The following is a 15,693-nucleotide window of genomic DNA, read 5'->3' as shown; positions in this document are numbered from 1 at the left end:
GTAGAAAACCATCAGAAATTTGTAAGGAGATGCCCACAAAGGTCGGGACAGTAAGCATGCGCAGAACGGGACAGAACTGGCGGATGTCACTTGCACGATCGTGGGCGATAAACGATGTCCGATAAAACGTTCGATTACATCATCATTGGCGCTGGTTCGGCCGGCTGCACCATTGCAACCAACCTCATCGAGCGGCGCAAGGGAAGCGTCTTGCTGATCGAGGCCGGCGGTCACGACAAAGACCTGTTCATTCACATGCCGGGCGGCCTCGGCAAGGCCATCCCCCGCTATACATGGCCGTATGCCGCCGAACCGTCGCAGGACGTGAAAGGTCGGTCCATCGCGGTACCGCAGGGTCGAGTGCTTGGCGGGTCCAGTTCCGTCAATGGCATGCTTTACGTTCGTGGGCACCGGAATGACTACGACCGGTGGGAGAACGAGTTCGGCTGCAAGGGCTGGGGCGCCGACGAAATGCTGCGTTACTTCGCCAAGGCCGAGAACAATGAATCGCTGACCCTTCCATTCCATGGAAACGATGGACATCTGAAGGTCACAGAGATTCGCTATCGGCATCCGCTCTCGCAAGCATTCGTCCGGGCGGGCCAACAGATGGGACTCGAATACCGGACCGACTACAACGGCGACAGACAGGATGGTGTCGGGTTTTATCAGGCCACCATCTTCAATGGCGAGCGGGGCTCCACGGCGGCGACCTATCTAAAGGCAATCAGAAACCACGCAGAGTTCAAGCTCGAAGTCGATGCTCTGGTCGAGCGCATCGAAATAGAAGGCAGCCGCGCGACCGGCGTAACTTATCGCCAAGGCAACCGGCAGGTGACCGCCTATGCGCGCGCGGAAGTAATTTTGACCGCAGGCGCGATTGGCTCGCCCAAGATTCTGCAGTTGTCCGGTGTCGGACCGCGCAGCGACCTCGAAAATGCGGGTGTTCGAGTCAAACATGTCCTGCCGGTTGGTGAGAATTTTCATGACCACATGCACACGTCGGTCAATGCATCCATCAAGACGCCGATCTCGCTGTACGGGCAGGATCGGGGCCTCCGAGCGCTCAAACACGGTCTTCAATGGATGTTGTTCCGATCGGGACTATTGACCTCCCCGGTACTCGAAGGATTCGCATTCGTCGACACGTGTAACCAAGGACAACCGGATGTCCAGTTTCACTTCCTGCCAGTCATCGATGCGTTCGACGATCCGTTCGGTGTGACAAATGGCAGGACACACGGCATCACGATCAAAACCGGTCACCTTCAACCATATTCGCGCGGTCGTGTAACGATTCGGTCGTCGAACCCTGCGGATCTTCCGCGGATCGACGGACGCTACCTGTCAGATCGCAGGGACGTAGACGGTCAAGTTCGTGCGACCAAACTGGCCCTCAGAATCTTGCAGCAGCCGGCGCTCGCCGCGCATGTGGACGAGATCTTTTCGCCGAATTGCATTCCCGATGACGACGCCGCGATCGAAGACTGGGTGCGCGGTGCCGCCAAGACGGTCTATCACCCGGTCGGAACGTGTCGAATGGGAATGGAGCCCGCGTCGTCGGTCGTTGACACGCAACTTCGCGTACATGGTATCGCAGGGCTTCGTGTAGCCGACAGCTCGACGATGCCCAGCATCCCGAGCGGTAATACGAACGCGCCAACCATCGCGCTGGCCGAGAAAGCATCGGACCTGATCTCGAATACGATGCGCTAACGCTTGCGAATCAAATCTCTCCGGGAGGCGAATAGATGGCAATAGTCCAGATGCTTGACGAAGTCAAACAATTCCTTGCTCGCGAACATGGGCACTACATCGGGGGTCGGCCGGTCGCGGGACAAGGCAGTGAACGAATCGAAGTTCGGTGCCCGTCTACTCTTACTGTGGTCGGCTCCGTCGCGCAGGCTGTAGACGTCGATATCGAAGCCGCAATTGCATCGTCTCATCAAGCATTTCGAAAAGATTGGGCGTCCGTCTCGCCTGCTGACCGAGAGCGTATCCTCCTGCGATTCGCAGATCTGATCGAAATGCATGGCGAGGAAATCGCTCAAATCGAAACGGCACAGTCGGGGAAGCTTATCGCGTTGTCCCGCGTCATAGAAGTAGGATGGTCTGCTCGTTGGCTGCGTTACTACGCAGGTTGGGCAACGAAAATTTCCGGCGAAACGATTACGCCGTCTTATCCGAGCATGAGCGGCGAGCGCTACACTTCTTTTACGTTGCGGGAGCCTCTGGGCGTTGTCTTCGGTGTTATCCCGTGGAACTTCCCGGTCATGATCCCAGTGTGGAAATTCGGGGCCGCGCTCGCGACGGGCAACACCGTACTCATCAAGTCCTCGGAGTTCTCGCCGCTGACGATGCTACGCATCGCGGAACTCGGCACGGAGGCGGGGCTGCCGGCCGGAGCGCTGAACGTCATCAACGGCACGGGCAAGATCGGAGGCAAAGTCACTTCGGATCCGCGTATCGCCAAGGTGTCGTTTACGGGGTCGGTTCCGACCGGTCGCCTCATTGGCGAGGAGGCCGTTAAGGCCAACCTCACGCGCTTCACGCTCGAGCTTGGAGGCAAGAATGCTGCAGCGTTCCTTCCGGATACGTCGATCGACAAAATTCTCGACGGAGTCTTCGAGGCGGGGTTTTTGCACAGTGGTCAAGTGTGCGCTTCAGCGGAACGTTTCTTCGTGCATCGCTCTCAATTCGACGAGGTGATCGAGAAACTCAGATCCCGTATGGAAGGCATCAAACCTTCCCAACCCATGGATGACGCAGGAATGATCGGGCCAGTGTGCAACGAGCCGCAATTCAATAAATGCCTCGCCGCGTTCGAACTGGCCAAGACGGAAGGCGATGACATCGTCACCGGCGGCGGCGCATATCGGCACGATGGACTTTACATTCAGCCAACGATCATTCTGCCGAAGTCCCTGGACTCGAGCGCATACCGTCAGGAGATCTTCGGTCCGGTCGGCACGTTTGTACCGTTCGACGACGACGATGAACTGCTCTCAATGATGAACGACACGCCTTTCGGCTTGACGGCAAGCATCTGGACGAATGACCTGGCGAAGGCGCTTCGATACGTTCCGCGTATCGAGGCCGGTACCGTCTGGGTAAACATGCACACGCTGGTCGATCCTGCAGTACCTTTCGGTGGCGCCAAGGGTTCCGGTGTGGGGCGCGAATATGGATCATCCTTCATTGATTCCTATACCGAGCTGAAGTCAGTGTCCATTCGACTTTGATCGAACAACGGCGACCGGCAAACGGAAGGGGGCTGCCGGCCGCGCCGATATCGTATTTTCATCTGCTGGAATATTTTGATTTGCGTGAAGTGTTTGCCGATGACACGCTGGCTGACCGCGGCCCGCACTCGCGTCAAGTCTTGCCAGCGATACTCCATATACGCTAGAGAAGCTTTATGTATTCTTATAACTGTGTCGTCGACGCAGACGCGATTACGACCGCCAGCCGCGACGAACTGGAAGCGCTGCAGCTACTGCGCCTCAAGTGGTCGCTGCGCCACGCGTACGACAACGTACCGCACTATCGCCGCACGTTCGATGCGGCCGGCGTGCATCCGGACGACCTGAAGTCGCTCGCCGATCTCGCGAAATTCCCGTTCTCGACGAAGAACGACCTGCGCGACAACTATCCGTTCGGGCTGTTCGCCGTGCCGCGCGAGCAGGTCGTGCGCGTGCATGCGTCGAGCGGCACGACCGGAAAGCCGACCGTGGTCGGCTACACCGCGCGCGACATCGATACCTGGGCGAACGTGACCGCGCGCTCGATCCGCGCGGCCGGCGGCCGCCCGGGTGACACGCTCCACAACGCGTTCGGCTATGGCCTGTTCACGGGCGGCCTCGGGATTCACTACGGCGCGGAACGACTCGGCTGCATGGTCGTGCCGATGTCGGGTGGCCAGACCGAGAAGCAGGTGCAGCTTATCCGCGATTTCGAGCCGAAGATCATCCTCGTCACGCCGTCGTACATGCTGAACCTGATCGACGAAATGGTGCGGCAGGGGATGGATCCGGCCGAGTCGTCGCTGAAGATCGGCATCTTCGGCGCGGAGCCGTGGACGCTGGCGCTGCGCGAGGAAGTCGAGACGCGCGTGGGTATCGACGCGCTCGACATCTACGGGCTGTCGGAAGTGATGGGCCCGGGCGTCGCGTGCGAATGCGTCGAGACGAAGGACGGCCCGGTGATCTGGGAGGACCATTTCTACCCGGAGATCATCGATCCCGTCACGGGAGAAGTGCTGCCCGACGGCAGCCAGGGCGAGCTCGTGTTCACGTCGTTGACGAAGGAAGCGATGCCGGTGATCCGCTACCGCACGCGCGACCTCACCGCGCTGCTGCCGCCCACCGCGCGCGCGATGCGCCGCCTCGCGAAGATCACGGGCCGCTCCGACGACATGCTGATCGTGCGTGGCGTGAACGTGTTTCCGAGCCAGATCGAGGAGATCGTGGTCGCGCTGCCGCAGCTGTCGGGCCAGTTCCAGATCACGTTGTCGCGCGACGGTCATATGGACAGGCTCGACCTCGCGGTCGAGCTGCGCTCCGAGGTGGCCGCGTCCGTCACCGACGGCGATCGCGCGGCGCTTGCGCGCGAGCTGCAGCAACGAATCAAATCAATAGTTGGAGTTTCAGCAATAGCGCACCTCCTGGCTGCAGGGGGTATACCCGCAACCTCTACAGGCAAAGCAAAGCGAGTAATTGATCACCGAGATTCCGTATAACTGTCTCAACTCGGCCATCGAAGCAGCTACTTGATAGTGTTTGACGATTATTTATTTTCGCTTTTTTCAGCGGGCAACGACGCCGCCTGGTCAATAGCGCGTATCGTCACCGAGCTCAACGCTGCGAGTTCACAGTACTTATTAGTGGCGTTGATTTTCGCCTGCAGTTCACCGTCGGTCAGCATTCGGACGACTCGAGCAGGGACACCCACGACCAAAGTACTTGCCGGCACCTGCATACCAGACTTGACGAACGTGCATGCTGCGACGATGGCCGATTCGCCGATTGTCACGCCATCCATCACGACCGCGTTCATCCCGATTAAGACATTGCGCACTAGACGGGCGCCATGTACCACGGCGCCATGGCCGACGTGGGATCGTACACCCAGCCAGCACGTCTTTCCGTGCCCGACATGCAACGTACAGTTGTCCTGTACGTTGCTTTCTTCGTCGATACGGATGGCGCCGAAATCTCCACGGAGAGACGCGCACGGTCCGATATAGCAACCAGCGCCGACGATCACGTCGCCGATGACGCTCGCACTCGAGTGTACGTAAGCGGTCGCATGGACGCGCGGCGCCACGCCTCGATATTCGTATAACGCCATAATCCGCTGGACTCCGTATGGATATGCTGTCTGGTCAGTTTGCGCAGATATCGGTGCCGCGCGTCTCGCGCACGCACAAGATCCCGACGATCAGCGAAGCGGTCGCAATGACGATCGGATACCAGAGGCCAGAATAGATGTTCCCGTTTGCCGCGACGATCGCGAATGCGGAAGCCGGGAGAAATCCACCGAACCATCCGTTACCGATGTGATATGGCAACGACATCGACGTGTAGCGGATCCGTGTCGGAAAATACTCGACGAGCATGGCCGCGATCGGCCCGTAGACCATCGTGCCGTAGATCATCAGGATCGCCAGCGGAAGGATCGCCATCGGCCAATTGATCTTGCCCGGATCGGCCTTCGCCGGATAGCCGTTATCATGCAGCGCACGCTGCAGCGCCCGATCGAAATCACGCCCTTGCATGGCTGCGTCGACGGATTTTCCATCGTATGACGAAATAACGCTGGCGCCGACGACGATCGCTGCCCTCTCGCCCGGCGCCGCCGGTTCGTTACGGTAGCTCAGCCCAGCTTTCGAGAGCGCACTCTTGGCGATATCGCATGAACTGGTAAAGGTCGCCGTACCGACCGGATTAAACTGGAACGAACACTCGCGAGGAAATGCCTTCACCACAATCGGCGCATTCCGTTGTGCCGTCTCCAGCGCGGGATTGATAAAGTGCGTGAGCCCCTTGAACAGCGGAAAATACGTGGCGGCCGCCAACGCGAAACCGATCAGGATGATCGGCTTGCGTCCGATTCGGTCGGACAATGAACCGAACACGACATAGAACGGCGCCGAGATCACGAGTGCGATGGCAAGGATCATATTCGACGTCGAACCCTCGAGCCTGAGCGTCTGCGTCAGAAAGAACAGCGTGTAGAACTGCCCCGTATACCAGACCACTGCCTGCCCCGCCGTCAGCCCGAACAACACGACCAACACCAGTTTGAGGTTCTTCCATTGCCCGAATGCCTCGGCTACGGGTGCCTTCGAGCGACTGCCCTCCGCCTTCATGCACTCGAATGCCGGCGACTCGTGCAACTGAAGGCGGATCCACACCGATATCCCGAGCAGGACGATGGACATCAGGAATGGCACTCGCCATCCCCACGATGCGAACAGACCTTCGCCTGTCGTGGTTCGCACACCCAGAATGACCACCAGCGACAGGAACAGCCCGAGCGTCGCGGTCATCTGAATCCAGGCGGTCCATGCACCGCGCCGGTCATTCGGCGCATGCTCCGCGACATAGGTCGCCGCGCCGCCATATTCGCCGCCAAGCGCGAGCCCTTGAATCATCCGCATCGCGACAAACAGGATCGGCGAAGCGATCCCGATAGTGGCAAAGCCCGGCAGCAACCCGATGAGAAACGTCGAGCCGCCCATCAGGACGATCGTCACGAGAAACGTATATTTGCGACCTACCAGGTCGCCCAGACGTCCAAATACGATCGCCCCGAGAGGTCGCACCGCGAAACCCGCAGCAAAGCTCAGCAGCGTAAAGATGAATCCCGCGGTCGGGTTGACACCGGAGAAAATGTGCCTGCCAATGAACGTCGCCAGCGAGCCAGCGAGAAAGAAGTCGTACCACTCGAACACCGTACCTAACGAAGATGCGAAAACCACCCTTTTTTCGTCACGGGACATCCGCGACGCAGGGACTGCCACATTGACCGTTGACATGTCTAGCTCCTCCAAACCAATGGATTCATCGTTGTTGTTTAACTTTCATTACTGGACTTTATTGCGGGAGATACCTCCATCGAACAATTCACGATGAACCGGCACCGAAGCGTCGATGCACCCAGGTGCCGCCCCGAGCGTCAGGCGATTCCGCCCACGCACAGATACTTGAGCTCGAGGTAGTCCTCGATGCCGTACTTCGATCCCTCGCGTCCGAGCCCGCTCTCCTTGACACCGCCGAACGGTGCGACTTCGGTCGAGATCAGGCCTTCGTTGATGCCTACGATGCCGTACTCGAGCGCCTCGGCCACTTTGAGCACGCGGCCGATATCTCGGCTGTAGAAATAAGAAGCGAGACCAAATTCGGTGTCGTTCGCGAGCGCGATTGCCTCGTCATCGGTACTGAACCGGAAAATGGGGGCGACGGGACCGAATGTCTCCTCGCGAAAGATCCGCATCGACGGAGTCACATCGGCAAGAATCGTCGGCTCGTAGTAGTTGCCGCCCTTCTGATGCCGCTTTCCGCCTACTACGACACGCGCGCCCTTCGATATCGCGTCGTCGACGTGCTCCATAACCTTCGCGACGGCATGCTCATCGATCAGAGGACCGATCGCGACACCTTCCTCGAATCCGTCGCCGACACTCATGGATTGCACGGCCACCGACAGTTTTTCGATGAACGTGTCATACACACTGTCCTGAACCAGCAGCCGGTTCGCACATACGCAGGTCTGTCCGGCATTGCGATACTTCGATGCGATGGCACCTTTCACCGCCGCGTCAAGATCGGCATCGTCGAATACGATGAACGGCGCGTTGCCGCCCAGTTCCATCGATGCCTTCTTGACGCTCGACGCGCATTGCGCCAGCAGAACCTTGCCGATTTCCGTCGATCCGGTGAACGAGACCTTGCGGACGATCGGGCTGGCCGTCAACGTTTCGCCGATCTCCGCCGCCGCGCCAGTCACGCACGAGATCACCCCCTTTGGTACGCCGGCACGCTCCGCCAGCACGCAGAGCGCAAGTGCGGAGAATGGCGTCTGGCTCGCCGGTTTCAATACCATCGTGCAACCAGCGGCGAGCGCCGGCCCGATCTTGCGCGTCAGCATCGCCGCCGGGAAATTCCACGGCGTGATCGCAGCGCACACGCCGATGGGTTGCTTCAGCACGACGATGCGCTTGTCGCGCGCATGCCCCGGAATCGTATCGCCATAGACGCGCTTGGCTTCCTCGCCGAACCATTCCAGAAACGACGCGGCATAGCCGATCTCCCCGCGGCTTTCCGCAAGCGGCTTGCCCTGCTCAGCCGTCATGATCGCCGCCAGATCATCCTGATTCTCGATCATCAATTCATACCAGCGACGCAAAACCACCGCACGTTCCTTCCCAGTACGCGCGCGCCATTCGGCCAGCGCGGCATTGGCGCCGTCGATCGCGCGCAATGTTTCATCTCGCCCCATGCGCGGCACGGTCCCAAGCGACTGCCCCGTCGACGGATTGCGCACGTCGATAGTGCCCCCTTGGTCAGCGGGAATCCATTCACCTGCGATGAGGCATACATGCCTTAGCAATTCAGGATTGCGAATCGTTACCTGTCCATTCAATGAAATTGTCGACATCAATATTTCTCCAGTCATAGGATAGGCGTAACGTGTCAGACGTCGCCGTGCTCGGCCGGTTGTACGGCTTCGCGCAATTTGAACCGCATGACCTTCCCAGATCCGGTCCGCGGAATTTCCGTCGTCACATGAATCGCGGACGGCACCTTGTAAGCCGACAGATGGAGACTGCAGTGCGCGAGCAGCGCCGCGATATCCACAGCGCCCTCGGCTCGCTCGACGACGAACACCACCGGCACCTCGCCGAGATGCGCATGCGGCATGCCGACGACCGCGCAATCGTGAACGCCGTCGTACTCGCAGACCACCTCTTCGATCTCGGCCGGTGAGATGTTCTGGCCGCCTCGAATGATTACTTCCTTGAGGCGCCCCGTGATGGTGATATAGCCGTTCGCATCAAAGCGTGCCAAGTCGCCCGTGCGATACCAGCCGCTGCTCAATGCCGCATCGGTTTCCGTTGGCTTGTTCAGGTATCCCTTCATCACATTGGGGCCGCGGACGAGTAACTCGCCTTCTTCTCCGACACGGACATCGCGCAACGCAACAGGATCGACGACGCGCGCCGCTACGCCCGGCAGTGGCAGGCCGCACGAGCCGAATACGCGCGCACCGGTCGGCCAGTTCATCGTGACCATCGTCGAGGTTTCGGTAATGCCGTAGCCATCGAGCAGCTTCAGGCCGAACATGTTTTCGAATTCGCGATTCGTCGTGCCCGGCAGTATCGCGCCGGCCGACACGCACAATCGCAGCCCGGGCAGCGAGCCACGCCCGTTCGCCCGCGCGGATTCGAGCAGGTAGTGGAACATCGTCGGCACGCCCGGCATGACCGTGAAGCGCCCGTCCGACAGCAGCCGCGGGATTTCACTCGACGAATACTTCTCCATCAGATACGCGGTCGCACCGACTGCGAGCACGCTCAGCACGGAGAAGTTCAGCGCATACGAGTGATACAGCGGAAGTGCGCTCAGCACGCGATCGCTGCCCGTCAGGCCGGCAATCGGGGCCCAGCATGCGGCGGCGACCCACAGCATGCCGTGCGTCGACAGTAGCACGCCTTTGGGCTTGCCGGTCGTTCCCGACGTGTAGATCGCGAATGCGGGATCGTCGATCGCATCCGGATCCAACGGCTCGCTCGAGGCGTCACACGCTATCGCGACTGCAAATGGCGTACCGACGACTGGCTGCAACGAGCCAGACACGGTCACGTATTCGTTGACCGAGCCAACCGACGCACCGATCTCGCGCAATTCTCGCTCTCGCGCATCGCTCGTCACCAGCGCCGTGCAGCGTGCATCGTCGAGCCGATACTCGATCTCCGGCGACGTCGCCTCGTGGCTGATCGGCACGGCGATTGCACCGGCTCGAACGCAGGCAAGGCAGGTCACCACCCATTCGATCGAATTCGGCAGCACGACGGCGACGCGATCGCCGGCCTGAACGCCCGCCCGCTGGAAGTGCGTCGCGAGGCGTGCCGTCATCGCGTCAAGTTCCGCGTAGGTGATAGATGTGCGTGCGTCCTCGAATGCGGCCTTGTCCGGATTGCGCTCCTTATGGCGCTTGAGCAATTCGTGGACAGGAACAATAAGCTCGGTATGAATCACGTTTGTCTCCTCGAGCACTGCCGTCGGATTCGGTCGGCGGCGCCGATGTGTCAGTTGTCGGAAGGAAGCCGTGGGTTGCGCCGTCAAACCATACTGAAGCCGCCGCTGATGCTGATCACTTGACCGGTAATCCAGCTTCCCTTTTCCGATGCAAGCAGAACCGCCATGGGCGCAACATCATGCGGCTGACCGAGACGCCGAAGCGGATACAGCTTGACCAGCCGTTCGAGATTCGCCTCGAGAAATGCTGGATCGTGTGCTGTCTCGATCAATCCCAGCGCCAGCGCATTTGCAGTCGTGCCTGAACGCGTTTCGCGTGCGATCGACTTCATCAACGCGATATTTGCCGCGCGCGCGGCCGCCCCGATCGCCAGACCAGATTCACCGACCCTCGACGAGTCCCCTGTGATTGTGATGATGCGGCCGCATCCCTTATCCCACTCGAGATGGGGTAAAGCCGCATGCGTGCAGTTCAGCGTGCCGTAAAGACACACGTCGATTTGCCTGCGCCATTCGTCGGGATCGGAATCGAGAAAGCGTTTGCGGATGACGAGTCCCGCGTTGTTGACGAGGATGTTCAATCTGCCGAATACATCGACGGTCTCGTCGATCATCTGGTTTACGGCCCGACGGTCCGAGATGTCGCAGCCGATCGCGATACCGCGCCCGCCTTGCGCGCGAATCTCGTCCACGACCGATTCTGCCGTCGCCTTGGCACCGTGATAGTTGACGACGACACTAGCCCCCTCGGCAGCCAGGCCGAGTGCGATTTCGCGGCCCACGTCCCGGGCGCCGCCAGTGACGAGCGCGACCTTTCCGTCAAGTCTGAATTCCATCTTGTTGCTCCTTGGTTGATTCAATGGGGAATGAATGAATGAGGCGATACAGACGTTCGGGCGTCGCCGGCAACTCTGATATGTCGACGTTCAGCGGCGACAACGCGTCGGTAATCGCATTCGCGATGGCTGCGGGCGAGCCGATCGTGCCACCCTCGCCCATGCCGCGAAAGCCGCCCAGCGTATTGGGTGCCAGTTTGTCGAGGTGTACGAGCTCGAACGTCGGAATTTCCGGTGCTGACGGCAGCAGGTAATCAACCAGACTCGCGGTCAGCAGTTGGCCGTCTGCGTCGTACACGACTTCTTCGAGCAAAGCAGCACCGATGCCCTGTGCCACGGCTCCACGCGTCTGCCCCGCGACGATCAACGGATTGATCACCCGTCCGCAGTCTTCCGCGATCACGTATCTCTGAACGTGAACGCCATACGTTTCTGGATCGATTTCCACCTGAACGAGATGCGTGGAAGAACTGGTCGTGCCTACCACCGGGTCATACACCCGACTGACACAAAGGTCTTCTCGGAACTCCGGCGGCACGCGTCCCATTTGTGAATAGAGCGCCTTCGCGAGTTCAGCGAACGTGAGACGTGCATCGCTCCCGCGCACGCGAATGACACTATCGATCACGTCAAGATCGGCCAGCGACACGTCAAGCAGGTGGCCGGCGACGCGCAACATCCGTGCGCGCAACTCGCGCGCCGCCAGCATTCCCGCCCCGCTGCTGATAACTGCCGTTCGGCTGGCATAACTGCCGGTACCGTGCGGCACGGCGGTACTATTTCCGGTGATCACGCGCAGATCTTCGATGCACGCGCCGAGTTCGTCGGCCAACACCTGAGCAAGCGTCGTCTCGTGTCCCTGACCATGCGATGCGCAACCGAACGATGCCGTGACGGCTCCGGTCGAATCGAGCTGGATCACGCACGTATCGGTGCCGGTATTGATCGGCATACCTGGCGATGCGGAAATGCGCGACCCGATACCGGACAGTTCGGCATAGCAGGCTACGCCAATGCCGACCCAGCGCCCTACGGCACGCGCCTGCGCCTGTGCTTGCCTCGCAGCGGCGTAGTCGAAGCGTTCCTTCGCTGCCTCGAGTCCTTCGATGAATGCCGATTGATCCCACACGATGCCGACCGGCGTGCGATACGGGAATTCGTCCGGACGCACGAGGTTGCGCAACCGCAACTCCGTCGGATCCATGTCGAGCCGCTTTGCCGCCAGATCCATCAGGCGCTCCATCGCGAATGTCGACGTCGGGCGTCCGACGCCGCGATAGGGCCCGGTCGGCGCCTTGGGTGTCGTCACCCCACGCACGTGTCCGTGATAGACGGGGACCCGGTACGGCCCGGGCAGAAAACTGATCACCTGAACCGGCTCGATGCCGGCAGTCCACGGATAGATCGAATACGCGCCCACATCGCCGATCACTTCGGCACGCAGGCCCAAAATCCGGCCGTCGCTATCCAGTGCGAGTTCGGCATCGACCCGTTCGTCGAAGGCCTGGCTCGTCGACAGCATGTCCTCGAGCCGATCACCGCTCCAGCGCACCGCACGCCCGACCTTGCGCGCGAGCACGCATACGAGCACTTCCTCCTGATAGACCGAGGACTTGCCGCCGAATCCGCCGCCGACATCGGGCGCGATCACCGTCAGCCGGTTGCCCGGCATGTCGAGCAGATCCGCCATCGCGTCGCGCACGATGCCCGGTATCTGGCTCGACGTATAGAGCGTCAGGGCGTCCCGGCCCTGATCCACTTCCGCGATATAGGTGCGCGGCTCCATCGCGGTCGGCATCTTCCGGTGAAACCGGAACCGGCCGCCAACGGTGACGGGCGCGTTCGCGAACGCGTCGTCGATCTCGCCGCGCACGAACCGACGTTCGACCAACACGTTGCTCGTCAATCCTTCGTGCAGCAGTGGCGCGCCGGGCTGTGCCGCCGCCTCGGCATCGGTCTCGACCGGCAGCGTTTCGTATTCGATCTCGATCGCATCCCGCGCATCCTCAGCCAGATAGCGGCTATCAGCGAGCACCGCGATGACCGGTTCGCCGACGAAGTGCACGACACCGTCGGCCAGCGCATGAATCGGCGTGAGTTGATAATCCGCCATGCGCGATACCGCGACAGCCGGCTTGACGAGGCCGGCCAGATCGGCCCACGCATAGATGCCGAATACACCTTCCATGACCCGCGCAGCGTCGGCACGCACGGCGCGGATGCGCGCATGCGCCTGGTCGCTACGCACGATCGCGAGATGAAGTGCATTTCCGGCCGGTCGATCGTCGACGTAACGACCGAGCCCCGTGAGCAATCTCGCGTCTTCGAATCGGCGCACCGGCTGCCCGACAAAGCCGCCGCGCGACCGTTCGTCGATGCCGACATCGGCGTCCGGCGGCGCGCCAGGATCATGATGCGGCTTACTCATACGCGTGCTCCCCCTTGCGAAGCGTGTCCCACTGTTGCGGGTCGTGGCCGAAGATCACGCTTGCGCCATCTCGTTCGAGCCGCCGGACTTCGTCGAGGGATGACAATGCGGCATCCGGGTCCCACGTGTTGCGCGGCATCACTTCGCGCGTCAAATTCTCGCGCAGTGCAACGGCGTCGGCAGCCAGCAGGAAGGCGCCGTCACGCTCCAGCGTCGCGAGCATGCCCATGCTCCCCGGCGTATGGCCCGGCAACGGGACCAGCAGCATCTTTCCATCGCCGAAGACGTCGCGCTCCCCCTCGACGAGTTCGGTCGGCATCGGATGCTGCCAGTCGGCGGGAATGTAGCCGCGTTGCAGTGCCTCTTCCCCCTGGGCGGCCGCCAGTTCCTTCGCATGGCAGAAGAACGTCGCCTGCTTGAAGAAAGCGTTGCAGCCGCAATGATCGGAGTGCAGATGGGAGTTGACGACCACATCGATATCGTCAGGCGCGAGCCCGAGCGTTTCCAGCTGAGCGACGACGTTGTCTCGCGGCCCGGCGATCGGCGTCATGGCCTTCGCCATCGTGCCCCAGCGTGCTGCGCCAGCGTCGACGACCTGCGGGTGACATCCGGTGTCGAACAATACGTTTCCCTGATCATGTCGAAACAGCATGCATGCCACCGGCAGGTCGATCGTTTCGCTTCGCTCAGCTTCCGGAAGATAAACACTCTTGCGCATCCGGAGCCGGCCGCCATTCAGAACATGCATTTTCATCGTTGATTTTCCTCGGTTGGCTCGGATTCGGCGGCATGCCGCAATGCATCGCGCGCCGTTACGCAAACACGGACGGCTTCGACGATGCCTTGGTAGCCGGTACAGCGGCAAAGATTTCCGGACAGCGCGTCGCGGATCTCTTCATCGCTGTCGAGCGCGTATTTCTGCAACGCATCGGCGCAGGTCGCGAGCATGCCGGGTGTACAGAACCCGCACTGAAGGCCGTGATGTTCGCGGAACGCCTCCTGTAGCGGGCTCAGCGAATCAGGCGAGCCCATGCTCTCCACGGTACGCACGTCGCAACCGTCGGCCGAAATCGCCAGCATCAGGCAGGACCGGACGCTATCGCCGTCGACGATCACCGTGCATGCCCCACATACGCCATGCTCGCAACCGACGTGTGTGCCGGTCAGCGACAGGACGTGTCGCAAGAAATCGGACAGAAGCAGACGCGGTTCGACGCTGCGTTCGACGACCGTGCCATTGACGATCATCCAGACGGGCTTGCGACCAATGTCATGTTCGTTCATTGCGGGACTCCTGAAGCACGGCGCCATGCGCTGCGTATCGCGCGCTGCGCGAGCACGCCCGCGAGATGGCGACGGTACGCCGGCGAAGCATGCAGATCGATGGCGGGAGATAGTCCGTCGCACGCGGCTTCCGCCGCCTCTTCCACGAGCACATCGGACACCGGCTTGCCGCGCAGGATCGCTTCCGAGGCACTGCGCCGCAACGGCGTGTCGCCTACCCCCATCATCGCGACGCGCGCATCGCGAATCACGCCGTCGCGGACATCCAGCAACACGCCTACAGCGGCCAACGCGAAGTCGCCTGCGCGACGCGAGAATTCTTCGAAACACCAGCCGGTCCCGGGCTTCACGCCCGGAAAATCGACGCGGACGACCATCTCGTCATCGTCGAGCATCGTCGTGAGTGGCGCGACGAAGAAGTCGGCCGCCGCGATCCTGCGCTCGCCGCGGAGCGAACGCGCGACGATCGTCGCATCCAGCAATCGCGCGAGCATCGGCAGTTCAGCGGCCGGATCGGCATGCGACAGGCTTCCGCCGATCGTGCCACGATTGCGGATCGCCAAGTGTGCGACATGGCGCATCGTGTCCGGAATGATCGGAAATTGTCGGGCAACCTGGCGCGACGTCTCGAGCACGCGGTGACGCGTCAGCGCACCCACCGCGAGTCCACCGCCCTCACGCTCGCGCACGTAGTCGAGCTCGACCAGTTTGCGGATGTCGACGATCATCGCGGGACGAACCACACGAAAATTCAGCATCGGCATTAGGCTTTGGCCGCCGGCCATTAATTTCACATCGCCGCGGCAGGCTGCCAGCGCGGCGATCGCCTCGTCGACGGAGTCGGGACAACAATAATCAAACGGTGCCGGTTTCATCGTTTCCT

12 protein-coding genes are annotated in these 15,693 nt (G+C 61.0%); 3 read left to right on the top strand and 9 right to left on the bottom strand.

Going from position 1 to position 15,693, the window contains the following annotated elements; all coding sequences use genetic code 11:
* Positions 1-114: 114 nt before the first annotated feature.
* The 3 genes from ACN22W_RS36645 to paaK all read left to right on the top strand — a co-directional run bounded on the left by ACN22W_RS36645 (position 115) and on the right by paaK (position 4,738).
* Positions 115-1,716: a GMC family oxidoreductase gene (locus tag ACN22W_RS36645; RefSeq protein ID WP_419689992.1), complete on the top strand. Its 1,602-nt coding sequence runs from the start codon at positions 115-117 to the stop codon at positions 1,714-1,716.
* A gap of 50 nt (positions 1,717-1,766) precedes the next feature.
* The gene (locus tag ACN22W_RS36640) at positions 1,767-3,242 is read left to right on the top strand and encodes an aldehyde dehydrogenase family protein (protein ID WP_419689991.1); all 1,476 of its coding nucleotides are present in this window, start codon (positions 1,767-1,769) and stop codon (positions 3,240-3,242) included.
* 176 nt (positions 3,243-3,418) lie between these two features.
* Positions 3,419-4,738 (top strand): phenylacetate--CoA ligase PaaK, encoded by a 1,320-nt coding sequence (paaK, locus tag ACN22W_RS36635; RefSeq protein WP_419689990.1) that lies wholly within the window; start codon positions 3,419-3,421, stop codon positions 4,736-4,738.
* 47 nt (positions 4,739-4,785) lie between these two features.
* Here the strand turns inward: paaK and ACN22W_RS36630 are convergent, their stop codons facing one another.
* The 9 genes from ACN22W_RS36630 to ACN22W_RS36590 all read right to left on the bottom strand — a co-directional run bounded on the left by ACN22W_RS36630 (position 4,786) and on the right by ACN22W_RS36590 (position 15,685).
* Positions 4,786-5,349: a phenylacetic acid degradation protein PaaY gene (locus ACN22W_RS36630; protein ID WP_419689989.1), complete on the bottom strand. Its 564-nt coding sequence runs from the start codon at positions 5,347-5,349 to the stop codon at positions 4,786-4,788.
* A 34-nt stretch (positions 5,350-5,383) separates the two neighbouring features.
* Positions 5,384-7,039 carry an MFS transporter gene (locus tag ACN22W_RS36625; protein WP_419689988.1) on the bottom strand — a complete coding sequence of 552 codons (1,656 nt, stop codon included), beginning with the start codon at positions 7,037-7,039 and terminating at the stop codon, positions 5,384-5,386.
* 140 nt (positions 7,040-7,179) lie between these two features.
* Positions 7,180-8,661, bottom strand: a complete 1,482-nt coding sequence (gene gabD / locus ACN22W_RS36620; protein ID WP_419689987.1) for an NADP-dependent succinate-semialdehyde dehydrogenase — start codon at positions 8,659-8,661, stop codon at positions 7,180-7,182.
* Between the two features lie 35 nt (positions 8,662-8,696).
* On the bottom strand, positions 8,697-10,349 hold the full coding sequence (locus ACN22W_RS36615) for a class I adenylate-forming enzyme family protein (RefSeq protein ID WP_419689986.1): 1,653 nt from the start codon (positions 10,347-10,349) through the stop codon (positions 8,697-8,699).
* Positions 10,346-11,098, bottom strand: a complete 753-nt coding sequence (locus tag ACN22W_RS36610) for an SDR family NAD(P)-dependent oxidoreductase (protein ID WP_419689985.1) — start codon at positions 11,096-11,098, stop codon at positions 10,346-10,348. The genes ACN22W_RS36615 and ACN22W_RS36610 overlap by 4 nt, the downstream gene beginning before the upstream one ends.
* Entirely contained in the window at positions 11,082-13,526 is a 2,445-nt protein-coding gene (locus tag ACN22W_RS36605) for a xanthine dehydrogenase family protein molybdopterin-binding subunit (RefSeq protein WP_419689984.1), read from the bottom strand. The genes ACN22W_RS36610 and ACN22W_RS36605 overlap by 17 nt, the downstream gene beginning before the upstream one ends.
* Positions 13,519-14,280 (bottom strand): N-acyl homoserine lactonase family protein, encoded by a 762-nt coding sequence (locus ACN22W_RS36600; RefSeq protein ID WP_419689983.1) that lies wholly within the window; start codon positions 14,278-14,280, stop codon positions 13,519-13,521. The genes ACN22W_RS36605 and ACN22W_RS36600 overlap by 8 nt, the downstream gene beginning before the upstream one ends.
* Entirely contained in the window at positions 14,277-14,810 is a 534-nt protein-coding gene (locus ACN22W_RS36595) for a (2Fe-2S)-binding protein (protein ID WP_419689982.1), read from the bottom strand. The genes ACN22W_RS36600 and ACN22W_RS36595 overlap by 4 nt, the downstream gene beginning before the upstream one ends.
* The gene (locus ACN22W_RS36590; protein WP_419689981.1) at positions 14,807-15,685 is read right to left on the bottom strand and encodes an FAD binding domain-containing protein; all 879 of its coding nucleotides are present in this window, start codon (positions 15,683-15,685) and stop codon (positions 14,807-14,809) included. Before ACN22W_RS36590 ends, ACN22W_RS36595 begins: the two co-directional genes overlap by 4 nt.
* Positions 15,686-15,693 lie beyond the last annotated feature (8 nt).

This window comes from Burkholderia theae, from assembly GCF_048565265.1.
In the GTDB taxonomy this organism is placed as follows: domain Bacteria; phylum Pseudomonadota; class Gammaproteobacteria; order Burkholderiales; family Burkholderiaceae; genus Burkholderia; species Burkholderia theae.
This window is presented reverse-complemented; position numbering and strand designations above follow the sequence as displayed.